At 60.4% G+C, this 26147-nt stretch carries 18 protein-coding genes; 3 read left to right on the top strand and 15 right to left on the bottom strand.

The genetic code is table 11. The features are described 5' to 3' along the window. Positions 1 to 15: 15 nt before the first annotated feature. The 10 genes from ACESLM_RS21730 to iolD form a co-directional block, all read right to left on the bottom strand. Positions 16 to 1161, bottom strand: coding sequence for an ABC transporter permease (locus ACESLM_RS21730; RefSeq protein WP_372634217.1), 1146 nt, complete (start codon positions 1159 to 1161; stop codon positions 16 to 18). Positions 1162 to 1164: 3 nt separating this feature from the next. After that, complete coding sequence (locus ACESLM_RS21725; RefSeq protein WP_372634214.1) at positions 1165 to 2163, bottom strand: ABC transporter permease; 999 nt, start codon at positions 2161 to 2163, stop codon at positions 1165 to 1167. A gap of 92 nt (positions 2164 to 2255) precedes the next feature. Next, complete coding sequence (locus ACESLM_RS21720) at positions 2256 to 4226, bottom strand: ABC transporter substrate-binding protein (RefSeq protein ID WP_372634211.1); 1971 nt, start codon at positions 4224 to 4226, stop codon at positions 2256 to 2258. A gap of 501 nt (positions 4227 to 4727) precedes the next feature. Further along, positions 4728 to 5747 (bottom strand): LacI family DNA-binding transcriptional regulator, encoded by a 1020-nt coding sequence (locus tag ACESLM_RS21715; protein ID WP_372634208.1) that lies wholly within the window; start codon positions 5745 to 5747, stop codon positions 4728 to 4730. Positions 5748 to 5857: 110 nt separating this feature from the next. Then, a complete protein-coding gene (gene iolB / locus ACESLM_RS21710) occupies positions 5858 to 6670 on the bottom strand; it encodes a 5-deoxy-glucuronate isomerase (protein ID WP_372634205.1) in 813 nt (270 codons plus the stop codon). Positions 6671 to 6691: 21 nt separating this feature from the next. Then, positions 6692 to 7705, bottom strand: a complete 1014-nt coding sequence (gene iolG / locus ACESLM_RS21705) for an inositol 2-dehydrogenase (protein ID WP_372634202.1) — start codon at positions 7703 to 7705, stop codon at positions 6692 to 6694. 43 nt (positions 7706 to 7748) lie between these two features. Then, a complete protein-coding gene (locus ACESLM_RS21700; protein ID WP_372634200.1) occupies positions 7749 to 9194 on the bottom strand; it encodes a CoA-acylating methylmalonate-semialdehyde dehydrogenase in 1446 nt (481 codons plus the stop codon). Positions 9195 to 9236: 42 nt separating this feature from the next. Further along, positions 9237 to 10247 (bottom strand): 5-dehydro-2-deoxygluconokinase, encoded by a 1011-nt coding sequence (gene iolC / locus ACESLM_RS21695; protein WP_372634197.1) that lies wholly within the window; start codon positions 10245 to 10247, stop codon positions 9237 to 9239. 1 nt (position 10248) lies between these two features. Then, positions 10249 to 11160, bottom strand: coding sequence for a myo-inosose-2 dehydratase (gene iolE, locus ACESLM_RS21690; protein ID WP_372634193.1), 912 nt, complete (start codon positions 11158 to 11160; stop codon positions 10249 to 10251). Positions 11161 to 11173: 13 nt separating this feature from the next. Continuing rightward, positions 11174 to 13039: a 3D-(3,5/4)-trihydroxycyclohexane-1,2-dione acylhydrolase (decyclizing) gene (gene iolD, locus ACESLM_RS21685; protein ID WP_372634190.1), complete on the bottom strand. Its 1866-nt coding sequence runs from the start codon at positions 13037 to 13039 to the stop codon at positions 11174 to 11176. A 155-nt stretch (positions 13040 to 13194) separates the two neighbouring features. Between iolD and ACESLM_RS21680 the strand changes: the two genes are divergently transcribed. Beyond that, positions 13195 to 13866, top strand: a complete 672-nt coding sequence (locus ACESLM_RS21680; protein WP_372634187.1) for a hypothetical protein — start codon at positions 13195 to 13197, stop codon at positions 13864 to 13866. Positions 13867 to 14024: 158 nt separating this feature from the next. Here ACESLM_RS21680 and ACESLM_RS21675 read toward each other — a convergent pair whose 3' ends face one another. From ACESLM_RS21675 to ACESLM_RS21660, 4 genes are read right to left on the bottom strand one after another with little or no spacing between them, the layout of a single operon-like run. Beyond that, positions 14025 to 16130 carry a DUF5054 domain-containing protein gene (locus ACESLM_RS21675; RefSeq protein WP_372634184.1) on the bottom strand — a complete coding sequence of 702 codons (2106 nt, stop codon included), beginning with the start codon at positions 16128 to 16130 and terminating at the stop codon, positions 14025 to 14027. Positions 16131 to 16179: 49 nt separating this feature from the next. Continuing rightward, a complete protein-coding gene (locus tag ACESLM_RS21670) occupies positions 16180 to 18564 on the bottom strand; it encodes a glycoside hydrolase family 95 protein (RefSeq protein ID WP_372634181.1) in 2385 nt (794 codons plus the stop codon). 38 nt (positions 18565 to 18602) lie between these two features. Beyond that, entirely contained in the window at positions 18603 to 20348 is a 1746-nt protein-coding gene (locus ACESLM_RS21665; protein WP_372634178.1) for an alpha-1,3-galactosidase-related protein, read from the bottom strand. Positions 20349 to 20370: 22 nt separating this feature from the next. Beyond that, positions 20371 to 23394, bottom strand: a complete 3024-nt coding sequence (locus ACESLM_RS21660) for a glycoside hydrolase family 2 TIM barrel-domain containing protein (RefSeq protein WP_372634175.1) — start codon at positions 23392 to 23394, stop codon at positions 20371 to 20373. A gap of 133 nt (positions 23395 to 23527) precedes the next feature. Between ACESLM_RS21660 and ACESLM_RS21655 the strand changes: the two genes are divergently transcribed. Beyond that, complete coding sequence (locus ACESLM_RS21655) at positions 23528 to 24421, top strand: AraC family transcriptional regulator (RefSeq protein ID WP_372634172.1); 894 nt, start codon at positions 23528 to 23530, stop codon at positions 24419 to 24421. Between the two features lie 214 nt (positions 24422 to 24635). On the opposite strand, the gene ACESLM_RS21650 is transcribed toward ACESLM_RS21655, so the two are convergent. Beyond that, positions 24636 to 25289 carry a hypothetical protein gene (locus ACESLM_RS21650; protein ID WP_372634170.1) on the bottom strand — a complete coding sequence of 218 codons (654 nt, stop codon included), beginning with the start codon at positions 25287 to 25289 and terminating at the stop codon, positions 24636 to 24638. 462 nt (positions 25290 to 25751) lie between these two features. On the opposite strand from ACESLM_RS21650, the gene ACESLM_RS21645 reads away from it, so the two are divergent. Continuing rightward, on the top strand, positions 25752 to 26147 hold a 396-nt coding region (locus ACESLM_RS21645), incomplete at its 3' end, for a transposase (RefSeq protein WP_372634167.1).

The following is a 26147-nucleotide window of genomic DNA, read 5'->3' as shown; positions in this document are numbered from 1 at the left end:
TTGCCTCAGAATGGGCTATTTTTTGTACGGATCGGCGGCGTCCCTCAGTCCGTCGCCCAGGAAGTTGTACGCAAGCACTGTAAGAACGACGAAGGCCAGCGGAATGAGCTTCCACGGGTACAACGCGACGTTCTCGATCTTCTGCGCCTCCTGCAGCAGCACGCCCCAGCTCGTCGCGGGCGAGCGTATGCCAAGCCCGAGGAAGCTCATCGCCGTCTCCCCGAGAATCATGTTCGGAATCGCGAGCGTCGTGGCCACGACCAAGTAGCTGAGAAAGCCAGGCAGCAGATGCTTGACGATAATCTTCGTGTTGCCTACTCCGGCAATCTTCGCGGCGACGACGTAATCTTCGTTTTTGAGCGAGATGAATTTCCCGCGCACGACGCGGGCCAGATCGGTCCAGCCGATAAAAGCGAAAATGATAACGATATACAAATACATCGTAACGATCGGAATTCGCGGCGGTATGGCGGCGGATAAAGCCATCCACAGCGGAAGCGTCGGGAACGAGCGGATAATCTCGATAATCCGCTGGATAATCGAATCGATCCATCCCCCGAAGTAGCCGGATATGCCGCCGATGATCAGACCCAGTACAAAGCTGATGCCTACCCCGACGAGCGGAATGCTGAGCGAAATCTGGCTGCCGAGCACGATCCGGGAAAACATGTCCCGGCCCATGGCGTCCGTGCCGAGCAGGAACAGCCGCCCCGGCTCCTCGACGCCGAACAAGTGCCTCGTCGTCGAGAACATTCCGAGGAACTTGTATTCCTCCCCTTTGACGAAAAACTGCAGCGAATATCGCTTCTCCGGATCGGCGACGAATATTTTGCGCATCGTCTCGGGATCGCGCGCCGACTTCAGCTCGTAGACGAACGGCCGAAGATGGAATTTGCCTTCCGAGTCGATGAATCGGATCGTCATCGGGGACGCGTTCACGTATTTGCTGTCGTAGCTCTGCAAGCCGTACGGCGCGATGAACTGGGCGAACAAAGCGACGAGGTACAGGAAGCCCAGCACGTACATGCTGATTCGCGCCAGCTTGTGCCTCTTGAACTTGAGGTAGATGAGACGCCACTGCGAGCTGATCTGGATGTCCTTGGCCGCGGCGGACTTGGCCGTCTGCGTTCTAGTTCTCCTGAATACCGGTATTGTTCTCATCGGCTAGTTACCCCTGAACTCTGTGCGGATTTTTGGATCGAGCCATGCCAGCAGAATGTCCGAGATCAGCGTCCCCAGAACGGTCAGAAGCGCCATGAACAGCAGCCACGATCCGGCCAGATACATGTCTTGGCCTAGCAGGGCTTTGTACATGACCGGCCCCTGAATCGGCAAGTTCAAGACGATGGCGGTAATGGTCGAGCCCGTGAAGATCGAGGACAGCGACCAGCCGAACGTGCTGACGATCGGGTTGAGCGCGGCCCGCGTCGGGTACTTGAACAGAATTTTCGCCTCGGACAGCCCTTTGGATCTCGCCGTGACGACGTTGGGCTTGTTCAGCTCGTCGAGCATCTGGCCCCTCATGACCCGGATCAGATCCGCCGTGCTGGCGAGTCCGATGACGATGACCGGAATGACGAGGTGCTTGAGCAAATCCATCAGCTTGGCCATCGACCAGGGCGCGTTGACGTACTCGTTGGAGAACAGGCCGAGCAGAGGATCTCCGAACCAGGTGTACGACAGATACATCAGGATGATCGCCAACAGGAAGTTGGGCGTCGCCATTCCCAGGAAGCTGATGCCAGAGAAGAAATAGTCCTCGGCGGAGTACTGCTTGACGGCGGTATAGATGCCGATCGGAATCGCCACCAGGTATTGGAACGCCATCGTGACCAGCGAGACGACGAGGGTAAGCCCCATATACTGCTTCACGACGTCCAGCACCGGCTTGTTGTAGTTGAAGGAGAAGCCGAAGTCGCCGTGCAGCACGATTTTCTTGATCCAGATCGCATACTGCTCGTAGACCGGCCGGTCCAGCCCCAGGTTCGCCCTCATCTGATCCATGTCCTCCTGGGTCATCACTTCGCCCGCGGCGGTCATCTGCGCCGAATAGCTGGACACGTAGTCGCCGGGAGGAAGCTGGATGATATAGAAGACGATGAAGGAGATGAACACGACGACAGGGATCGCCATCAGGATTCTTTTAATGGAATATTGAAGCATCCGTACCCAATCCTCTCCCTTGCTGCTCAGAACCGCGGGACAGCGGGGAACTCGCGTCCCCCGCCGCCGCTTGCGATGTTAATCCAGCATCGTTATTTGATGAAGAACTGCGCCGGATGGGCGTGCCCGAGCGTGCGGTATTCGTCCACCCAGACGAGGTCGCCCGGAATGTTGCGCAGGTTGTTCGCGGCCACCAGCAAGGTCGGAGTCGGACCGGCGTAGCCGATTACCCATTGGTTTTTCATATGGATCTTGTAAAGCTCGTTGGCGAGCTGATTGATTTCGTCGGCGCTCTTGCTCGCTTTGATTTTGTTCCAGATGTTCAGAATTTCGGCCACGTCGCCTTCCGGCTTCACGCCTTCCGTGCCGCCCGATTGCGAGTACAGGCCGTAATGGCCGAACCATGGCGTAATGATGCGCAGCGGTACGAGCGTATCCGGACGAAGCGCCACGTTCGCGACGGAGATGTTCTCCGTATGAATCGGAACCTCGTTCGCGTACTTCAGGTCGAAGAGCGCGCCGTTGTCCACCAGCTTGATGTTCGTTTTCAGGCCGAGGTCCTCAAAATATTTCTTCAGCAGCTCGAGGAACGCGTTCTTGTTCGGATCGGATTCGAAAATGGTAAGCGTCAGGTCCGAGCCGTCCGCGAACATGCGGAAGTTGTTCTTGTCCCGCTTCGTGAGGCCGATTTCGTCCAGCAGCTGGTTGGCGCGGTCCGGATCGAACTCGGCCCACTGCTGCGCCCAGCCTTCCTGGTAGCCGACGACGCCTTCCGGCACCGAAGCCTGGATCGGGTCGGCCAGACCGTTCGTGACGATATCGGACACTTCCTCGCGGTTGACCCCGATCGAGATCGCTTCGCGGAAGCGGATGTCCTGGAACAGCTTGCGCAGATTCGCGTCCTTCGTCGTCTGGTTCAGCTGAATGCCGTTGCTCGACCAGGTCGGCTGCGTCCACGGAATGACGCGGAAGCTGCCCTTCTTCTCGTTCTCCTTCAGCACGGTGAAGTCGCCGGCGTCGAACGTGCCGAAATTGTACTCGCCCGACAGCGTGCCGAGCAGCTTCTGGCTCGGGTCCTGGATTTTGTTCTCGACGATGCGGTCCAGGTAAGGAAGCTGCTGTCCGGCTTCGTCCGTCTTCCAGTAGTACGGGTTGCGTTCCATGATGAACTGGTCGCTGTTCGCGTCCGTCTTCGCGATCCACGGCCGCAGCGTCGGAATTTGCGGATAGAGCCAGTAGTAGTAGCCGGTTTCGACGAGGAACTGCTTCGGATCCTCGTAGCCCCATTGCTTCGTGATTTCGAGCGTCTTGGCGTCGCCCACGAACTCCGGCAAAATCGTCTTATGAAAGTGGGACGGAGCGAAAAACCACTTGTTGTCGATCGCCACCCGCTCCAGGAATTGCACGCTCGGATACTTGTGGGTCACGGTGAACGTATAATCGTCGACCTTCTTCACCTCGGCCAGCGCCTTCTCGCCGCTGACCGGATCGACGGAGTAGTAAGCGTCGTAAATCTTCTTGCCGAACGTCTCCTTCGTCAGCATGTGCTCCCAATAAAACAGCACGTCGTCCGCGGTGAACGGCTGTCCGTCCGACCACCTCATGCCTTCGCGGAGATGGATCGTGAACACGGTGGAATCGTCGTTGACCTCGAAGCTTTTGGCCACGTTCGGCTCGACTTTGTTCCCTTCCTTGTTGAAGCGGAAGAGCGCTTCCTCCGTAATCATCCCGACGCCCCATTTGTCGCCCGGGCCGTTCCACGCCATGTTCCAATCGCCGCCGTATTGACCGATCTCCTCGACGACCGGCTCGATCATAATGTCGGCCGCGACCGGCATGCGCTCTTCGACCGGAGGCAGCTTGCCGTCCGTGACGAGAGCCGCCAGCATCGGCGCCTCCTTCAACCCTTCCGTGCCTTCGACCGCTACGGGCGTCGGCTTCGCCTCCCCCGTCTCCACCGCTTTCTTCGTCTCGCTCGGCTGAGCCGTATTATTGCTTGTGCAGCCCGCGGCCAGTACGACCATACACATGAGCAGAACCAATAACGAATGACTTCTTTTCAAGGTAACCCCTCCATGAATGAATTCGGCATTTCAGTTCCTTGCGTACGGCCGCGCCGGCCGCCAAGGCCACCCCCCTCGAGTATTAAACCGGTTTAATTCGTGTTCGCGTATTCGCGCTCGGGTTCGTCCCGACTCAACTAGCCTATCTCTTTTTTATTAAACCGGTTTAATAGCGATGTAAAAAATAATCAAATCTTTGCGCTGTCCGTCGCAGTACCGCTGTCTTATCTTTTGCGACTTCTCGTGTAAGCGCTTAATGTAAGCGTTTGATTAGTATCATACATGGGGCGCACTTGGAATGCAAGACCATTTTAGGAGAAAAAAACCGGCGTTTTTCGCGGGGTTTCAGGCTTTTTTACGCACATGGGGAAACAGACCTCCGACGGTCGTTCGGAGGCTCTTGGCAGTGCTGCGGAATCGAAAATCCGGGAACGAAGAGGCTGGTTCGAAAAGCGCTTTACTTTCTCGCGAGCTGCCCGGCCAGCAGGCCGAACGCCGGAGTTAGTCGAGCTTGCCCGTCGATTCCCTGACGATGAGACTCGGCGGCATGACGATGCGCTGACGGATGGAGGAGTCGGATGACGCGCCGTTCTCCTGTCCGTCGACCAGCAGACCGAACGCCAGCTTGACCATCTGGTCCATCGGCTGGGCGACCGTCGTGAGCGCGGGATTGGTGACCGTCGACAGGATCGTGTCGTCGAAGCCGATAACCGACAGCTGCTCCGGCACTCTCACCCCCGCCTCTTTGGCCGCTTGCAGCGCTCCGATCGCCAGCAAGTCGTTGCAGCAGAAGATCGCCGAAGGGCGTTCCTCCCGCGCGAGCAGGGCGGCGGCCGCCTTCTTGCCGGCCTTGATGCTGGAATCGCAGGAGACGACGCCGTCGTTGCCCAAGGCGATGCCGGCCTCGAACAGGGCGAAGCGGAAGCCCCTCACCCGTTCGACGCTGCTGCTCACCTCAAGCTTCTCCGACAGGATCGCCATCCGGGAATGACCGAGCGCGAGCAGATGCTCGGCCGCCAGCCCGCCGCCCTTGAAGTCGTCGGTCAGGACGCTGTGCGCGGGCACGCCCGCCGCTTCCCTGGCGATCATCACGATCGGGACCGACTTCTCCGCCAGCTGCGTCAGCGTCTCCCCGTTCTCCGTGCCGGTTCCGATCAGGATGCCGTCCACGCTTTTCTGCTCGAGCAGGCGCAAATATTTGTCCACGCGCTCGTCCTTGTTGTCGGTGCTGCACACAATCAGGCTGTATCCGGCCGAATGCGCCAAATCCTCGACGGAACGGGCGATCTCGGAGAAAAAGGGGTTGGAGACGTCGGGAATAAGCAGTCCGAGCGTGTACGTTTTTTTGCCCATCAGGGCCGAAGCGATTACGCTGGGCTGATACTGCAGCCGCTCCATCACCTTGAAAATTTCGTCGCGTTTCTTCTTGCTGACGTTTCCTTTGCCGTTGATCGCGTTGGAGACGGTCGCGATGGACACGCCCGCTTCCTTGGCGACGTCATAGATCGTAGTCGCTTTCATAGTCAACCTCGTTTATGGAAATTTCGATCAGGGTTGACGAGAGCGCCCCCTTTCCGGTCATTATCCGACGATTTCCCGCTTAATGCAAGCATCGATCCTCTTGTGCGCCCTTACTTACGGGGCTGCGCCAGCCAGGCGTGATCCGGATCGTTGTAGAACTTCCACGTGCGAACGGGGCCGGCCATGACGTTCAGATAATAGACGTCGTAGCCGGGAGGCGCGGAGACGGGGTGATAGCCTTTAGGCACCAGCACCGCTTCCCCGTTCTTCACCGCCAGCGTCTCGTCGAGCGACCGGTCGTCCGTGTACACCCGCTGAATCGCGAAGCCTTGCTCGGGCTGGACTCGATAATAGTAGGTTTCTTCCAGCAGCGATTCCTCCGGCAGCGCGTCCCGGTCGTGCTTGTGCGGAGGGAAGCTGGACCAGTGTCCCTGCGGCGTGAATACTTCCACGACAAGCAGGCTGTCGGCCGGCTGGCCCTCGGGCAAAATTTGGTGAATGAACCGCTGCGTCGCGCCCTCGCCCCGCACCTCGACGCCGATTTCCGCAGGCGTAATGAGGCGGGCGGCGTGGTTGCCCCGTCCCGGAGCCCGGCAGACCGCCAGCTCCAGATCGGTGACCGCCTCTACCTCGTAACGGTCGTCGTTCGGGACATAGACGGCATAGGGAGGGGTTTGCTCGAACACGCTCATGCGCTTGCCGACGTCCCGCCAGCTCTGCTCGGAAGTCGCCACATGCGCTATGCCTTCCACCAGCACGAGACAGACTTCGCTGTCCCCGGTAGGCCGGGCCAGCTTCTCTCCGGCCCGCAGCCGATACGTCTCGAACCCCACGTAGTCCCAGCCGGCCGATTCCGGCGTAATCGACAGCACCGGCCGGTCTCCCGCACCCGGAGCGCCCGGGCTGACTATCAGATGACTCATCGCGTCGTCCCCACCTTTCTCCTAATCGATCTCCGACAGCTTCACGGGCCGGTTCCGCTGCAAGGACAGCTTCGCGGCCAGCGCGATTTTTTCCGCCGCCGCTCCATCCCTGCCGTCTACCGGCAGCGCCTCGCCCCGAACGAGACAATCGACGAAACGTTCGATCTCGTCGCGATACGCCGCTTCGTAGCGCTCCAGGAAGAAGTACAGCGGCTTGTCGCTCCATATGCCTTCGGCGGTGCTCAGCACGGCCGTATTCGGGTGATCGTTCGCCGTCGCAGCGGAACCCTTGGAGCCGAACACCTCCGCGCGCTGATCGTACCCGTAAGACGCCTTGCGGCTGCAATCGATGACCCCGAAGGCGCCTCCGGCAAAACGCAGCGTCACGATCGCCGTATCGACGTCGCCGTGCTTGCCGAATACCGGATCGATCAGCACGCCGCCTTGGGCATACACCTCCTCTACCTCTAGGCCGGACAAGTAGCGGGCCATGTCGAAATCGTGGATCATCATATCCATGAACATGCCGCCCGAGCTTCCGATGTACTCCTCCGACGGCGGCGCAGGATCGCGGGACGTAATCTTGACGAGCTGCACGTCCCCGATCGCCCCCGCGTTCACATGCTCGCGAATGCGCCGGTAGTTGTGATCGAATCTGCGGTTAAAGCCGACCTGCAGCTTCACTCCCGCAAGCCTGACCGCTTCGAGCGCTTCCTCCGTCTGGCGAATGTCCATGCTGATCGGCTTCTCGCAGAAAATGTGCTTGCCCTGACCCGCGGCCTGCTTGATCAGCGGAACGTGCGTATCCGTCGAGGAGCAGATGAAGACGGCGTCGATGTTCGGATCGCCGATAATGTCGTCGCTGTTGCGCGTAACGACGGGAATGCTTCGCTGCTTCGCCCATTCGTTCAATTCGTCGCCGGCGAACAGGTCGCCGATCGCCGCGATTTCCGCCAGCGGATGTCTCAGGAGATTGTCGGCGTGGATCTTGCCGATTCTTCCGGCACCGATGATGCCGATTCTGATTTTCTTCATGTTCGTCTGCCATCCTTCTTTTCCGCGTCGCGGCTCGTCTGCCCTACCAACGGGCGGTCACCATTTTTTTGCGGGTGTAAAATTCGACTCCGTCCGCGCCGTTCGCATGGAGATCGCCGTAGAACGATTTCTTCCAGCCGGAGAACGGGAAGAACGCCATCGGCGCCGGAACGCCCAGATTGATGCCGAGCATGCCCGCATCGATCGTCTCGCGGAACTGCCGCACGCTGCTGCCGCTGTCCGTGAACAGGCAGGCGCCGTTGGCGAATTCCGAGCGGTTGGCGATCTCGATCGCTTCCGCCAGCGTATCCGCGCGCATGACCGACAGCACCGGGGCGAAAATTTCGTCCTTCCAAATCTTCATCTCGCAGCCGACTTGATCGAAAATCGTCGGTCCGACGAAGTAGCCGTCGCCCTGAGCCGCCGCATCGCTGCGGCCATCCCGCACGAGCACGCCGCCTTCCGCTTCGCCGGATGCGATGTAGCCGAGCGTGCGCTCCTTGTGGGAGGCGCGGATGACGGGGCCGAGGAACGTGCCTTCCTGCATGCCGTTGCCGATCTTGAGGGCGTCGGCGGCCGCGGTCAGCCGTTTCACCAATACGTCGCCGATGCCGCCGACGGCGATGACGACGGAGCAAGCCATGCATCGCTCGCCCGCCGAACCGAATGCAGCGCTGACGATTTCCTTGACCGCCAGGTCGAGGTTGGCGTCGGGCAGGACGATCGAGTGGTTTTTCGCGCCGGCCAGCGCTTGCACGCGTTTGCCGTGAGCCGAGCCGGTCCTGTAGACGTATTCGGCGACCGGCTGCGAGCCGACGAACGAGATCGCCTGAATGCCCGGATGCGCCAGCAATCCGTTTACGACGTCGCGTCCGCCGTGAACGACGTTCAACACGCCCGCCGGCAGACCGGCTTCGTGGAACAGCTCCGCCAACCGGTTGGCCAGCAGCGGCGTACGCTCCGACGGCTTTAGCACGAACGCGTTCCCGCAGGCGATCGCCAGCGGGAACATCCAGCACGGCACCATCATCGGAAAATTAAACGGCGTAATCCCGCCGACGACGCCGATCGGATACCGGTACATGCCGGACTCCAGATTCGACGCGATGTCGGGAAGCTGCTTGCCCATCATCAGCGACGGAGCGCCGGCGGCGAACTCGACGCATTCGATGCCGCGCTGCACTTCCCCGTACGCTTCGGCGTAGCTTTTGCCGTTCTCCTGCGTAATGAGCCGCGCCAGCTCCTCCCAATGCGCGACGAGCAGCTGCTGGTACTTGAACAAAATCCGCGCCCGGCGCGGCACCGGCGTCCGGCTCCAGGTCGCGAACGCCATTTCCGCGGCAATTACCGCCGCGTCGACATCCGCTTCCCCGGACAGCGGAACGCGGGCCAGCGCCTCCTCCGTTGCCGGATTGACTACTTCTTCATAATCCGTAGCGCCCGATTCCACCCATTGCCCTGCGATCCAATTTTTAAGCGTTGCGGTCATCGTGTTCCCTCTTTTCCGTTAGTTGCGAACGCTCGCTTGCGCTCAGCCCGCCGTAATCTCGCCGCGGCCGCAGCGTTCGATATAGTCCGTCACCTGCGCGGCGGTCGGCATCGCGTCCGAGCAGCTGTGGCTCGAAATGACGATGCTGGCCGCGGCGCTGCCGAATTCCATGCTTTTGCCGATCGTCCAGCCCGACAGCAGTCCGTGAAAGAATCCGGCGGCATAAGAATCGCCCGCGCCGAACGTCTTGATTACCTTGGCCGGGAACGACCGCGCCCGATGCTCCTGCCCGTCCGCGCTATACGCGATCGAGCCTTCCTTGCCGTGCTTGATAATGACGATGCCGACAGTGTAGCCGAACCACTTGGAGGCGGTTATCCGGTCGTCATGCCCCGGGTTGGCCTCGAACTTCTCCATGCAGTCGAACTCTTCGCGCGTCCCTACGATAATGTCGCTCTTCTCCGCGACCAGATTGTAATACGCCGCCGTCTCCTCCTCCGACCGCCACGTATACGGACGGTAATCGAGATCGAAAACAACCTTCGTGCCGTGCCTGCGAGCATAATCGACAGCGAGCAGCACCGCCTCGCGCGACGGGCTGGCCGCCAGCGCCGTCCCCGAGACGAGCAGCGCCTTGCTGTCCGCGATCAGCGACTCGTCGACTTCGAGCGGACTCAGCTTCAAATCCGCGACATTATCCCGGTACATCAGGATGCTGCATTCCGTCGGACTCTTGATCTCGGTAAAAGCAAGCCCGGTCACCGCGCCCGTCGTGTCGGTCACGACGTTTCGCGTCTCGATGCCTTCCTTGTCCAGGTAGCCGCGAATGAAACGTCCCATCTGGTCGTCGGCGATTTTGCCGATAAACGCCGTTTTGCGCCCCAGTCGGCTAACGCCGATCGCGATGTTGGCCGGAGAGCCGCCCACATATTTCGTGAACGTCATCGTCTGCTCCATCGGACGGTTGATCTCGTTGGCGTTCAAGTCGATGCACAACCGGCCGATCGCCGTCAAATCGAACTTCCGCCCTTCGGGAAATGCGGTATGCGCCATCTTACTCGCCCTCCTTAACTGGCAGGATCGAGTTCAAGTAGGCGATCGCCCGAGCCGCATACTCGCGCGCCGGATGCTCCGCCGGGTCCTGCTCGCCCTCGAGCAGCGTCCACCCGTCGTAGCCCCGAGCAACCAGTTCGCCGACGATCGGACGGAAATCGATATTCCCGTCGCCGGGAACGGTGAACACGCCGCGCCGAATGCAGGTGACAAAGTCAATCTTTTCCGCCCTCGCCTGCTCCAGCCTCGACACGCGCACGTCCTTCAAATGAACGTAGGCGATCCGGTCGTAATGCTTGCGCAGCAGTGCCAGCGGGTCCGACCCGCCGTACAGCGCATGGCCGGTATCGTACAGCAGGAACACCGCCTCCGGGTCCGTCTCCGCCATCAGCCGATCGATCTCCTCCGGCCCCTCGATCGCCGTGCCCCCGTGATGGTGATACGTCAGCTTAAGCCCGTATTCCCGGGCGATGCGCCCGGCGGCGTTTAACCCTTCGGCCAGCGAAGCCCAGCCAGCGGCGTCGAGAGGGATAACCTCGCGCTCATTCGGCGTGCGCCGCGGATCGAAATGCAGGGAGCCTCCGACCTCGCACGTGCTGATCACCCGGCTGCCCATCTCCTTCAGAAACTTCGCATGCTCGCGGAAGGCCGCCAGCTCGCTCTCCCGGTAAGCCGGATCGGAAAACAGCACCGATTTCCATTGCGAGACGAGCTGAATGTTCCGCTGCGCCAGCTCCTTTTTCAACAGCGCGATATCGGTCGGGAACTTGCGGCCCATCTCGGTTCCTGTCAAGCCGAGCGCCTGAATATCGTCCAGAATTTGTTCGTACGTCATCGCATCGCCATGCTCTCTTACGTCTTCCCCAACCCAGTTGATAGGATGAATGCCCAAGCGAAAAGGAAATGTAGCCATCCGCCAATCCCTCCTAGTAAGCTTTCGCCCGCGATTTTTGCTTGTTCATTTCCTCGTGCGCCTGCACGACCTTCGAACTTGCGGACACTTCCGGAACGCCGACGTTCCACCAGGATTCGTAGCCGTCCGTGTTCGTGCCCGGCAGGACAGAAATTTCGACCAGCGTCGTTCTTGTCTCTCGCTTCGCCTGCCGCAGCGCCTCGCGAAGCTCCTCTACGGAGCCGGCTTTGTAAGCGGCGGCTCCCAGACTGCGGGCGTGAGCCGCGAAGTCGATCGGCAGCGGCGCGCCGGTGTAACGGCCGGTCGACGGCTCGCGGTAGCGAAATTCGTTGCCGAAGCCGTCGCTGCCATGGCCGCGCTGCAAATTGTGAATGCACTGGAAGCCGTGGTTGTCGAACAGCAGCACCGTCAGCTTGCGCCCTTCTTGCAGGCTCGTCACCAGCTCGGAGTGCAGCATCAGGTAGCTGCCATCGCCGACGAGCGCGTACACCTCGCGGTCGGGCTCGGCCAGCGCAACGCCGAACGCTCCGCTCACCTCGTACCCCATGCAGGAAAATCCGTATTCCATATGGTAGCCGCGCGAATTGCCCGGACGCCACAAGCGCTGCAAATCTCCCGGCAAACTGCCCGCCGCGCAGACGATGACGGACTCATCGCCGATCGTCTCATTGACGACGCCGAGCGCTCTTGTCTGGGCGAGGCCGTCCTCCCGCTCGATCGCGTACAGCCGTTCGACTTCGCCGTTCCACTCGTCCCTGACCCGCGCCAGCTCTCCGTCGGCGTATCCGGCCGCGTAGCCTGTTTCCTCCAGCGCCTCGCCGAGCAGCCGGATCGCCATCTTCGCGTCCCCGATCAGCGCCGCGCCGTCCAGCTTAACGGCATCCATGCGATTGACGTTCACGTTCAGGAAGCTCGCCTCAGGATTTGCGAAGGCCGACTTGGACGCGGTCGTGAAGTCGGAATAGCGGGTTCCGATGCCGATGATCAGGTCCGCTTCCTTGGCCAGCTTGTTGGCGGCAAGTCCCCCCGTTACGCCGATCCCGCCGACGGACAGCGGATGGCTCCACGACAGCGAGCCTTTGCCCGCCTGCGTCTCCGCGACCGGGATGCCGAACTTCTCGGCGAACGCGGCCAGCTCCGCAGTCGCGCCGGAATATTGCACGCCTCCTCCGGCGACGATCAGCGGCCGGCGCTTCGAACGAACGAGCGCGGCGGCTGTGGCCAGCGCGCTGGCAGCCGGCTGCTGCCGCTCCAGCTCATAGACGCGCTTCTCGAAGAAGATGAGCGGGTAATCGTACGCCTCCGTCTGCACGTCCTGAGGAAGGGCGAGAGTAACCGCGCCGGTCTCGGCCGGATCGGTCAATACCCGCATGGCGTTCAGCGCCGCCGTCATCAACTGTTCGGGACGGACGATCCGGTCCCAGTATTTGCTGACCGGCTTGAAGCAGTCCGTCGCCGACACCGTGTAATCGTGGCTCGCCTCCAATTGCTGCAGCACCGGGTCCGGCTGCCGCGATGCAAAGTTGTCCCCTGGCAGCAGGAGCAGCGGAATGCGGTTAACCGTCGCCGTTCCCGCCGCGGTCACCATATTCAAGGCGCCGGGCCCGATCGAGGACGTGCAGGCATAGATTCTTCTGCGCAAGGATTGTTTGGCGTAAGCGGCGGCCGCGTGGGCCATTCCCTGCTCGTTCTTGCCTTGCACGTACGTCAGATTGCCCGGACTGCGCTCCAGCGCCTCGCCGATGCCCGTCACGTTGCCGTGACCGAATATGCCCATAATGCCGGTGACGAACTTCGTCTCTTCCCCGTCCGCGGAGACGTACTGCTGATCCAGAAATTTGACGAGCGCCTGCGCCATCGTCAAGCGGATCGTACTCATGGCATTCTCTCCTATCTGTAGAGTTAAGCGCTTATAATTAATACGCTTCAATAAATGTATTTAATCCTTTATAATATTAAGTAAAGCGCTTAATTTAATGATACATAGAAGTGCGAATCAAATCAATCATCAATTTCGCCGGGAGGATTCCGAAAATGAGCCAATCCAAGCTTTCTCCGCACTGGGACACAGTGCAGCGCTTCGCCCCGATTTTGTACATGGATCGTCTGGAGCCCTTCAAGCCGATTCGCGTCGGCGTAACCGTATTCGAATCGACCGCTCCTTCCCCGTCGTTCGACCGCACGATCGAGATCGATCCGCAACGCGTCCGCCTCGCCATCGAATACGCCATTTACTGGGACTACGACATCCAGCACCTGTACGAGTTGGAGCATGTGTGGATTTACGTTGGCCACGACGGCCGGATCACGGGCTGCGAAGGCAGCTTTCACGGCCGGTATTTGGTCGGCCTGCTTCGGGACCGCAGCAACGTGACGGATGACGGTCGCGTAAAGCTATACTCCCAGCCGGGCAAGCATGCCATGTCCCCGCTGGAGGAGGTATTCCGACTGCTGCCGAACGTGGAAACGTGCTGCATGGAGGAGGCGGGCAAGGACGGCCTGCTCGAACCCGACATGTTCCGCGGGGAATTCAAAAGAGGCAAGCGCGACGACGAGCTGTCCGAACGCCATCTGCGCACGTTCGCCTTCCGCCCAAGCTTCGACTACGTGCCCCACGAATGGACGCCCGACGTTTTCGTCCCCTGGAGCGAGCTTCGCCGCGAAATTCCCGAGCGTATGCAGGCTCTTCTGGCTTCATTGGAGTAGTCCGTCCAACAAAACAGGACGAGGCGGATAACATGCCAAGCATGCCCCGCCCCGTCCTGTTTTGTCGTGTTTTGCACCGTCTTGTTCCGTCGTCCCGCTGCCGTCTTGCTCCGTCCCGCCTGCCCATTTGCCGTTAATCCGCCAGTCCGATCAACGGATCACAGCGGATTCGATTTCAGGCGAAGCCTGAACCGGAACTTCGCGTCTTCCCCGAACCACATCGGGAAGTTCGTTCCCCAAATATTGTTGTGCAGGTTAAAATGAAAGCCCCGCTCCAGCGAAGCGAACGATTGGTCGAATTGCAGCAGCCTGCCGCCCCCCGGCGCGGCCAAAGCCGCGTCCAGCGTCTCGATGGAAGCGAAGCCGTCCGCCCCCTCGTAATGGACGCCGTTGCCGATAGCATGCAGATTGCGGTTGCCGCCCTTCACGACGCGCAGAGGAGAGACAGACAGTCCCAGCTTGTCCATCGTCCACAGATTGGGATTGTCGACGTTAAGCGCGCAGCCGAACCAGCTCGCTTCGGGAAGGCGGTTAGCGTCCTTGCCGAACCATTGCAGCGAAACGTCGATCGCCTCCGGTCCGAAACCGTATGCGATTTCCAGCTCCCTCGGAGCGCCATATTCTTCGTAAGCTTCCTCCGGCATAAACAGCCGCAGTACGTATCGGCCGTCGTCCAGCCGCCGCATGTCGGTCAGCCTGGGCGCATACAACCGATGGCTCGGCAGCGGACGGACAAATTCGAAGCCCGGCTTGCCGAAGTCCGCGTCCGCCCACGGATGCGTAACGGGCAGGTTCTGCATGTACGTGCGGAAGTAACGGGCGTAATCCTCCGTGCCGAACGTCTCGTACCGGTACGCGCCGAACGGGTGCGCCTCGTCGACCCAGCGCTTGCCGCTCGCGTCCGACAGCCGGATCAGCGCGCCGCTTACGTCGAATTCCGCTTGCCAGCCGCTGCCGGGAGCGATGCTTCCCGCCGCCGCTCCGAGCTTCGCCCCGCCCGCTTCCGCAGGTTTTGGCGCAAGACCGCCCAGCCCTTGCTCCGCCTCTTCGCGCAGCTTTGCGTCCAGATGCGAAACCGCCCGGTCCACATACTGCCGCTGCTCCGCCCAAGAACTCTCGATCAGCGAATACGAGCGGCGGCTCTCCTCCGCCGAGAACAGCGTGCCGGAATGCTTGTCGAATTCGTCCATCGCGAACGCTCCGATATAGCCGAACTTCGCCGGCACGTCGGCGGGGTCCACTTCGTCTTGCAGACGAGCGGCTTGGAAATCCCGCTTGGCGTAATTGCGAAAGTCGGGAAGCCATTTTTTCACGTCCAGTCCCCACGTATGCTCGGCAACCATCAGCAGCTCCATGCTCATGAGCCGATACTCTTCATCCGTACGCTTCAGCTTCCCTTCCTCCAGCCAACGGGAACGCAGACGTAGAAGCTCCCGGTAGCGTGCCAGCTTAAGCGGGTCCGTCCCGGCTCCGTGAATCCACGTATCGCCGAGCTCCTCTCGAACGACCGGCAGCTCGCAGTTCGCTTCCAGCAGCTTGCGCGCGAACGCGTCCATCGTCGAAGCGACTACTTCCGCGCCGGGATAACGGCTGCCGATCTCCTCGAACTGCTCGCGGATTTCCTCCGCCGACGGCGGACCGCAGTTGTCCCCCGTGTGGGCGAAGACGAGTACGTCGCGAAGCCCTTCCAGCTGCAGCTCCTCCCCGTACGTGCCCGCATAGTTGACGATAATCTCCGAACCGTCCTCCGCCTGCCAGCGGAACAGCCGCGGCACGTCGGGCCGCTTCGACGCCGGATTGACGCCCAGATGCAAATAGCGGATGCCGGCCCGCGCCATATGAGGAACCATGCCCAGCGTATGGCCGGGCACGTCGGTCATCTTGGCCGAGATCGTCGTCTTGCCGTAGGCGGCGTCCAGATCGCGGGCGATCGACAAGCCGAACCGGAGCAGTTCCTCGTCCATCAGCTCCGTGTGCGTCGTGAACGGAAGGCCGTGCCAGGCGATATGCCCGCGGGCGATCGCGTTCTCCATCCGGCGTCTCTCCTCGTCCGAGGCCGAATCCAGATAGTGCCGGATCAGCCACGAGCCGGTCGTCCAGACGAAGCCGGCCGGGCCGCCTTCCTCCTCCAGCCGCTCCGCGAGCGCGATCGCCTTCGGAATGTATTCCTCCCTGTACTGCTCGGCCACGCGGGCCGCCAGGTGGGTAAATCCGATATCCAGATGCGTCTTGAAAACGACGTGAACTCTCTCGATCGTGGTCATGTTGTCGCGTCTACTCCATCCTTCCGAAGACTTGTCGCTCCTCTACGGTCTAGAGGGGGCGAATACGGTATGTCCGGCCCGTCTCGGTGGCGAACCGGACTCCTCCTTGCTGCGAGCACTGAACGACTGCTTCCTCTCCGTCCGCCGTAACGGACAGTTCCCCCGTCTCCACGATCTCGCAAACCCGGCCGTGCAAGGAACGTACGTCCGCCTCTTCCAGCCGGCCCTCCCGCCAGCGAATGCCGACTTCGAAGCCGCCGCGGGCCCGCAGCCCTTCCACGCTGCCGGTCGGCCAGGCGTCCGGCAGCGCCGGGAGCAGCTCCAATGCGTTCTGGTGCGATTGCAGCAGCATCTCGACGATTCCGGAGGTCGCGGCGAAGTTGCCGTCGATCTGGAACGGCGGATGCGCGTCGAACAGGTTCGGATACAGCCCGCCCCGCGAATAATTCGTGCCTTCTCCCGAGAGCCTCATCAGGTTCGTCAGCAGCTCGTAGCTCTGGTTGCCTTCGCGGAATCGGGCCCACAATCCGACCTTCCAGCCGAGACTCCACCCCGTGCCTTCGTTGCCGCGCAGCTCCAGCGAGCGGCGGGCGGCGGCGAACAACTCCGGCGTATCCCGCTCCGTCAGCTGCCGGCCCGGATAGACGCCGAACAGATGAGAGACGTGGCGATGATGCGGGTCCTCGTCCTCAAAGTCCTCGAACCATTCCTGCAGCCGTCCGCCCCGTCCGACCTGAAGCGGATAGAGCTTGGCTCTGGCGGCGCGAAGCTCCTCCGCGAACCGTTCGTCCGTTCCGAGCGCTTCGGCCGATTCGATGCAATTCGTGAACAGATCCCAGATGAGCGACATATCCATCGTCGATGCCCGGCCGACTCCGGCCAACTTGCCGTCGTAGCGGAACTTATGCTCGGGCGAGGTCGACGGGCAGGTCGACAAGCGGCCGTGCTCGTCTTCTTCGAGGAAGTCGAGGCAGAACAGCGCCGCTTCCTTCATTGTCGGATAAGCGGTGTCCCGCAAGTAAGCGGCATCCCCGCCGAAAGCGTAATGCTCCCACAGATGCTGCGCCAGCCACACGCCGCCCATTGGCCACATCGCCCAGGAAGCGTCCCCCGCTCCGCGTCCTCCCGCCGGAGCCGAATGGCCCCAGAGGTCGACGTTATGGTGCGCGACCCATCCGCGGCAGCCGTAGTGGACCTCCGCGGTTTTGCGCCCGCTTCGCGCCACTCTTCCGATCAAGGAAATCATCGGCTCGTGGCATTCGGACAGGTTGGCCGTCTCGACCGGCCAATAATTCATCTGCGTGTTGATATTGATCGTATAATTGCTGCTCCACGGCGGACGAGTCAGATCGTTCCATATGCCCTGCAAATTCGTCGCCTGCGTCCCCGAACGGGAGCCGGCGATCGTCAAATAGCGCCCGTAATGGAACAAGAGTCCGACAAGATCCGGATCGGACGACCCGTACGCGGCGACCCGCTCGTCGGTCGGCATCCCCTCGGGGGAGATGCGTTCGCCAAGATCTAGCCGCACTCGGTCGAACAGAGCCCGGTAGTCGGCGATATGGTCGGCGCGAAGCGCGGCGTAAGCTTTGGCCAGCGCTCCGTCCAGGTGCTGGCCCGCTTCCGCGGCCGCATCCGCCGCGCCGTTAAAAGTCGTCGCCGCGGCGAATACGAACGTGGCGCTGCGCGCGCCCAACACGTGCAGACCGTCTCCGTCCGCACGAACGGTTCCACCTTCCGCCGAGACGTGCAGAACGCCCGCGAAACGAATCGCCTCCGACGTCGCCGCGTCTCCGTAAACGATCGGATCGGGAGAATCGTAATAGCTCGGCGAGACGTGCTCCGGCGCGATTCCGTGCAGAACGAGCCTTCCGTTCTCGGACGAGGTCGCGTGGCGAAGCGGACTGTCCAGGCGCGCATGAACCTCAAGGGCTCCGGGCGCGCCGGCTTCCAGCCGGAGAACGAGCGCGCGGTCGGGATGCGAGACGAACAGCTCCCGCTTATAGCTAACCCCGCCGATCTCGTATTCGACCCGCGATACCGCATCGTTCAGATCGAGCGATCTCCGATACGAACGGCACACGTCCCCGTGACCGAACGTCAGCACAAGATCCCCGAAAGGCAAGTAAGACTGCGAATAGTCGCCCATCATCTCCTTGCTTTTCAGATCGGCCTCCTCGTAGCGTCCCTCTCGTACAAGCTTGCGGACTTCCGGCAGCACTTCCAGCGCGCGCTTGTTGTTGCCGTCTTTGGCCGGCGTTCCCGACCACAGCGTATCCTCGTTCAAGCCGATGCGATCCCGTTCGACGCCTCCGAAGTGCATCGCCCCGATCCGTCCGTTGCCCAGCGGCAAAGCTTCCGTCCATCTGAAAGCCGGTTTGGCGTATTGCAGCTTCACGTTGTTCTCCCCTTGTCGCTCGTCGTTACGTTCCATTTTCGCGCCTTTGCGTCACTTCACACCTTCGCATCACGTCACGCCTGCGCGAACCCTTTCTCGAACCGGTTGTTTCCGATCTTCACTTCGCTGCAGGCGACGAACCGGAAAGCCCTCTCCGGGTCCGCCGCTCGTTCATCCAGAAAGCGGACCGAGTTGCCGGAGAACTCCAGCGAACGTGTGCTCTTCGCTTCCAGCACCCGCGTTTCCCGCGTCTCGAACACGTTGTCTTCGATGCGAATACCGCGATGCACCGGCGCTTCCTCGTCGATCTCCTCGTTCTCCGGAGCAATGGCGATGACGGCTTGATCAGGACCGCCGCATTCGATAAAGCGGTTGCCCCGGACCGTCAAATTCTCCACCCGTCCCGACTCGTACCAGGATGCCGCGTCGTCGGCGACAAGCACGGCGCTCATCCGCATCCGCTCGAACACGTTGTCCGCGATGACGACCGGCCGTCTTGTCGTCGCCAGTACGCCCCTGGTCGGAATGCGGGCGAAGTAGTTGCCGCGGATTTCCGCTTCGGGCGTCCATGTCACGTTCTCGACGACGTCCGTTTCGCCGATGCCCTCTGGCGGCCCGTCCTCCAGCGTCAGCAGCATCTCGCGCGGGCAAGTCAGCTCTGCCGCCGCCACTCGGCCGCGTCCGAACGGCGTTAACGAGCCCGCCCGGACGAATTCGATCTCGTCTCCCGCCGCGAACGCCGCGAAGCCGTACGTCTGCGGATGCATGAAGCGAACGGCGAGCTGTCGCTCGGAAGGACGGCCGACGATGCGCAGATGCGTGCCGTGCACGTTGATGACGTCGTCGTGAGCGCCGACGAACCGGCTCTCCGCAATTTCGATTTTGCCCCCGCAGCCCGACAGGTGTACGAAATCCGCGAACGCGGCCACCGTCCGTCCCGTTTCCGACCGAGGCGACAGATCCAGCCTGCGGAAGCTCAGATCGGCGCTGAACTGCCCGACGATGCCGAGCCCGTGCATAAAATGAATGCCGACATCCCGCCATTTCACGTCCCGGCTTCGGTGAATGAACACGCCGACCTGATCGCGAATGCCGTCCCGAACCTGCAGCGTCCAGCCCTCTGCCAGAGCTTCGCCCGGCTCCTTGCCGAAGCGAAGTCGGATCGTTCCGGGAGCCAGCTCCTTAGCGCTCTCCGCGCGGGCGACGACGTTGTCGATGCGCCAAGTGACGTTGCGCTCCGGATCGTACGCCTGCATCGGGCCTTCGAGGAAACTCCAGCCCGGACCGGTCCAGGAAAGCCTGCCTTCGGCAATCGAATAGCGGGAATCGGGATGAACGGATACATCCATGCAGCTGTCTCCGAGCCGCGCGATCGTCATCTCGGCCACCGTCGGCTGCGCAAAATCCGTATGCAAGTTGCGCACGACGATTCTCTCGCACTCATCGATAACAAACATCGTCATTTTACCATGAAATAGAAATAGCGCGCCTCCCCCGTCCAACGTAAAGTCTTTCAGCCCCTTCATGAGGATGCCGATCGACTTGGCAGGGTTCGGGTTTTCCTGTTCGCTTGCCGTGTTCGTGATGTAGTACGACGCCCGTTCGGCCGATTCCGCATAGAAATCGTAGCGTCCGGGTTCGATCGCGAGCCGGACTGGCCGCCGGGCCTCGGCAACCGCGGTCAACGCGCGCCTCATCGCCGGGCCGGCATCCTCTCCCGTATCCGGGCGGCCTCCGAAATCCGCGAACGCAAGCAGCAGTTCGCCCTCCGTCCGGCCGTCTTCCTTCCGTTTAGCCCGATGTCCTGTCTCGCGCGCCATCCGTTATCCCCCGCTCCGCTCGTTATTCGTCTTCCTTGAATACGGGTTTGATCCGCAGGTCGAAGGCGAACTCCCGCTTGTCAAGCCGGTACTTGTCGGCCAGCTGCGGGCCGCACGAGTTGGAGCCGACGCCGCTCATCCGGTAGTCGAGGTGAACGATCGTCTCGACGCTTTTTTTGAGCAGATGCGCATGCGTGGCCCGCGTCAGCTCCTCCGCCGGGTAATGAGACGCTCCGAACGAAAACGGAAGGCCGCTCTCAAAGCGAAGCCCCATTCCCTGTTCGTTGGAGACGATTGCCCATTCCGTATCGTTTCTGGCCCCGTTCTCCTGCGGATGGATGTAGGATTCGAACATGTCGTCCACCGTCAGCAGATAGCGGCCCTTTTTCACGCTTCGGCGTTTGTCGACATAGCTCTCGTGCGGGCCGAAGCCGGCATATTCGACCTCTTCGCTGCCCTTAGGCATCGTCAATTGCAGGCCGAACCTCGGCAAATACGGCAGCCCCTCGCGGACGGTCGCCTTCACCGCAAGCGCGATTTGTCCGGAGCCGTCGACCGTCCAGGCCGCTTCTCCGTGCAGCAGCGGACAACGGATGTAAGCGCCGAGCGAAAACCGCGCTTCGATCTCGACGACTCCTTCTCCGGTCTGCTTCCATTCGCACGCATAAATCTTCGTCTCCGCTCGATCGTAGCCTTCGTCAAACCACTGTTTTTTCACGTGCATGTCGTTGTCGGTCGGCGCTCTCCAGATGGCAAACCGCGTCGGAGCCGCCAGCATCTCCACGCCATGCTTCTTCAGGCTTCGGAACGCGCCGCCTGCCAAATCGAAAACGTACCGGAAATCCGCGCCCTCCAGCGCGAGCTCCGAACCGATGACGCGGGCGTTAAGCGGCCGCCCAACGCTGGCAGACGAGTCGGAGGACACCCGCGGCGACTCCGCCCCCAGCTCGAACTGGGCGAAGGTCAGCTCGTATCCCGCTTCCGCCCAAGGCGTCTCTTCCTTTACGCGAACCGAGAAAGTCAGCAAACGAGGGGCCGCATCGTCGGATCCCAGATCCGGCTTGACGAGCTGCTCCTGATGCGGACCGGCCTCAAGTTGCCAGATCGTGCCTTGGCGGACGATTTTTCCGTCCTCCTCCAGCTTCCACTGGATGTACGTACGAGACAAATCCGCAAAGTCGTACAGATTGCGAACCAGGTAGCTTCCCTCCTCCTCATCGGATTTCTCGATCTTCACCGGAGCGATGACCTGCTTGAGCTCCAGCAATCCGGTATGCGGTTTGCGGTCCGGCGTCACCAGTCCGTCGATGCAGAAGTTGCCGTCGTTCGGCAGATCGCCGAAGTCGCCTCCGTAAGCGAAATAAGGCACGCCCTCCGGCGTCTCGGTGGAGATGCCGTGATCGGTCCACTCCCACACGCATCCGCCCATCAGTTTCGGATAGCGGTAGATGACTTCCCAGTAATCGTGCAGATCGCCGGGACCGTTGCCCATTGCGTGGCTGTATTCGCACAGGAACATCGGCTTAAGGTTGGCCGGATCTTGCGCGTATGCTTCGATCTCCGCTGGAGAAGCGTACATCCGGCTTTCCATGTCCAGGCTTTCCGTGTCCGTGCTTCCTTTGTAATGCGGCGCCGCTCCTTCGTAATGCACGGGACGCGAACCGTCTCGGATTCTCGTCCACTTCTGCATCGCGATATGGTTCGGACCGTAGCCCGACTCGTTGCCCATCGACCAGATGATGACGCAGGCATGGTTTTTGTCCCGCTCGACCATGCGAACCGCCCGATCCACGAAAGCATCCTTCCAGGCGGGATCGTTGGTCAGGCGATGAAACTCGCCCTCGCGCGCCGAGTCTCCGCTTCCGATGCCGTGGCATTCCAAATCCGCCTCGTCTATGACATAGAAACCGTATTCGTCGCACAGGTCGAGAAACCGCGTATCGTTCGGATAGTGGGAAGTCCGGATCGTATTGACGTTATGCCGCTTCATCAGCTTCAAATCGCGGATCATATGGTTAAGCGGAATCGTCTGGCCCAGCGAAGGATGGGAGTCGTGACGGTTGACGCCCTTCAGCTTGACGGCCTGTCCGTTGATACGGAAAACTCCGTCGACGATGTCCACCTTGCGGAACCCTACCGGAAAATAAAGCGTTTCGTCGCCTGCTTGCACGTACAGCCTATAGAGATACGGCCTCTCGGCATTCCACAGCTCGGGATCGCTTACCGTAAGCTTGATCGTCGTCGCGCCGGACACCGCCGAATCCGCGGATGAGATCATCGTTCCTTCCGCATCCGTGAGGACGACGGACAGCTGGATAGCCCCGACCGCTTCTACGTCAACGGAAAGCTCGGCCGAACCGAAGTCTTCGGACAGCTGCTGCTTCAGGAACGCGTCGCGCACATGCGCCTTGTCCCTCGCCAGCAAATAGACGTCCCGGAAAATGCCGGAGTACCGCCAGGCATCCTGGTCTTCGATATACGTTCCGTCGCACCACTTCAGCACCATGACGGCGATCCGGTTTTTGCCGCCCCTTATGCCGGTCAGCTTGAACTCCGCCGGAACGCGGCTGCCCTGGCTGTAGCCAACGAAGCTCCCGTTCACCCAGATGTAAAAGCAGGAATTGACGCCTTCGAAAACAACATATTTCTCTTTATCCGCCCAGGCAGCCGGAATCTCGAACTCCCGCTCGTACAAACCTGCCGGATTACGGTCCGGCACGTACGGCGGATCGCACGGAATCGGGTAATTGATGTTCGTATAGTGAAGCTGGTCGTAGCCATTCACCTGCCAGCAGGAAGGAACGAGCAGTTCATCCCAGCCGGTCCGGTCGGCGTTCTCTTCGTAAAAACCTTCCGGAACTTCCTGAACGCTGTCGTAATAACGGAATTTCCAGCTTCCGTTCAGCGTCCCGTAATAGGGCGAGCGCGCCCGCTTGCCCGACGCCGCGCCGCTCCGGTCTGCATAGGGAATATAGTGCGCTCTAGCCGGCTCGCGGTTGATTTGCAGAATGGAGGGATCCTCCCAATATTTCGAAACAGAGATCACTTTGACAACCATCCTCTCTACGGATTCGATAGCTTGCTCAGTTCCATTATAGAATGTGCTATACTGAGTCAGACAACTTTCGGAAGGGACACATCCTCGTACAAAATGGACATTCTTGAAAGGGGGAGTGACGGTGAAGCTTGCTTTGCGTTCCAATTTCCCGTCGGAGTCGGAAGAGCGCGTCGTTCCGTTCACTGTGTACACGGTAGGGATGGAGCAGCAGAGCGCGCTTAGCCGTCTGGAGGGATTTTCTGCCCACCAGCTGCTGATCACGGCATCGGGCAAGGGACGGATGCATCTGCTCGGCCAGAACAAATGGGACATCGTCCATCAGAATACGGTGCTGTACATTCCGGCCGGATATCCGAACGAATACGTGCCCGTCGTCGAGGGAGATTGGCTGGTCGCCTTCGTCTCGTTCCACGGCTCGTCGATCGCCCGGGCTTCATGGGGGCTCGGCGACGCTCCCTCCTCCATTCCCGTCCAATCGGTAGCCCGTCTGCTCGAGCTGGTGGAGCGCATTTGGCGTCATTCGGGCGCCGATTACGATACGTGGGCGGCTTCCGAGCTGTTGTTCGCCCTGTTGACGGAGCTTCGCAAGCAGTCGGCAGGCGACTTGGACCCGAACGTCCTGCTGCTTCCCGCTCCTGAAACGTCGCGTTCCTCGATCGTGCTCAAAGCAGCGAAATTCATGCAGGATTACATGCACCGGGAAATCAGCATCGCCCATCTGGCGGAACAAGTCGGCTATTCGCAGAAGCAGCTGACGCGTCTGTTCCTGCAGACGTTCCACAAGACGCCGCTGCAGTATTTGCGCCATGTCCGACTGACGGCAGGGCAGTTGCTGCTGGAGACGAACGAGAGCCTGTCCATTGGCCAGATCGCGCGCCATGTCGGCATGGAGCCGACCTACTTCACCCGCGAGTTCCGCCGCGCGTACGGCACCGTTCCGGGAGAGTACAGACTGATTAAAGCCCGTGAAGTCCGCGATGCAGCGCGTTCCGGCAATGACTCCCGCCGGATTTAATACCGCCGGGCCTGATCGATCTTCACCGTTGGCCTGATCCCCCCTCACCGCTGAGTCTAGTCCACCCTTATCGCCTGGCCTAGTCCACCCTTCTCGCCTAGCCTAGTCCATCCTTACCGCCAAGGCCTGGCCGACCTTCATCGCCGGGCCCGCTCTAATCAAAAAGGCCGCCGCACCCTGCGAAAGGGCGCGAACGGCTCAAGCCAATCTATGTTCAGGACTCGTTCTTGCGGGAAGAAGAGGTGCGGCGCTTCAGATGATTCTGGTAGGATGCGTCAAGCAGCCGCTTCATGCCTTCCTCGAACTCCGTATCGGAAGCGGCCTTGTCGATCTTGGCGTCGGGAAAGCGAATGTCTTTGATCTCCCAGTTGTTCGTAACCAGATTATGCTTGAATCCTTGGGCAAGCAGAAACTTCCTTCTGGTATCCTTGTACTCCGGCGCAGCCGGTTCCCGTTTCGACGGCGCCGGAGCTTCTTCCGGTTCCCGCTCAGTCGGCTTGGGCGCAGGCTTAATGCCGCGGGCGGCGTCCGCCTTCAGCTTCTCGTGCTCGGCCAGCGACATCGGGCGCTCCTGCTTCCTCCCCTTCAGCCAATCCAGATCGTACCGCATTTTCGTATTGATGACGTAATATTCTTTGCCTTTGATTTTTTCTTTAGGAATTTCGTCGTACAGCTCCTTGCGCTTCTTGAAACCTTCGACGATGCGCCGAATCTGCTCCTTCTCCACGTCGATCGGAACGACTTCGTTGCCCGGCATATAGACGTCGCACATGACTTGCTTAAATAAAAATTCGCCCAGCTCCGTATCATAATAACTGGTGAACGTAACCGCAATTTCTTTCTTGTTGATCGTAACCTTGTGATTCAAAGATGGTCCCCCTCGTGATTTCAGTTCTTTCATCTATTATAGCCAAGGGAAGGCAAAAGAGCAGTAGCTAATGTATCATTGACATCTGCGAATGTCAACCGCCCTCTCCCGTCGCCTCCCATCCTATCCCGTGTCCGCCTCGCCGCCTTTTCTCCTCTTTTGCCGCTATCCCCTCCCGTCAGTTCGCTCTGCACCCGCCCTGTCCTACCGCTTTTCTGCCCCTTTTACCGCTATCCGCCTTTCCGCCCCTTTTGCCGCTATCCCTTTCAGTCAGTTCGCTCTGCACTCGCCCTACCCTACCGCTTTTCTGCCCCTTTTACCGCTATCCCCTCCCGTCAGTTCGCTCTGCACCCGCCCTGCCCTACCGCCTTTCCGCCCCTTTTGCCGACATCCCTTCGAGTCAGTTGGAAATCACATAGATAAAAAGAAAAATAAGCGAATTACAACTTTAAATAAGAACAAATGTTTGGTATAATAAAAGTAGAACAAACGTTCGCTAAAAACGGAAAGGAGATTCGTATGAGCCTTAAAGAAGCCGCGGAGAAATTCCAAAAATTTTGTTCCGTCTTTAAAGAGGAAGCGGATTGTTTCCCTGTTCTGTTCGAGATGAAGTGGCCCGACGGCTTTCGCTGTCCGCGCTGCAACCACCCGCTTTTCTATCTCATTTCCACCCGTCGGATTCCGCTCTACGAATGTCGCTCCTGCCATACGCAAACTTCCTTGATCGCCGGCACCATTATGGAAGGCAGCCGTACGCCTCTTCATCGTTGGTTCCAGGCCATTTTTCTGCACGCCCAGCCCCGCTGCGTGAATGCCCGCCAGCTCTCCGAAGCGATCCATGTCACCTACAAAACGGCC

The sequence above is a fragment of the Cohnella sp. genome (assembly GCF_041641335.1).
Classification (GTDB): domain Bacteria; phylum Bacillota; class Bacilli; order Paenibacillales; family Paenibacillaceae; genus Cohnella.
Note: the sequence above shows the minus strand (reverse complement) of the source record. Positions and strands in the feature narration are given on the sequence as shown.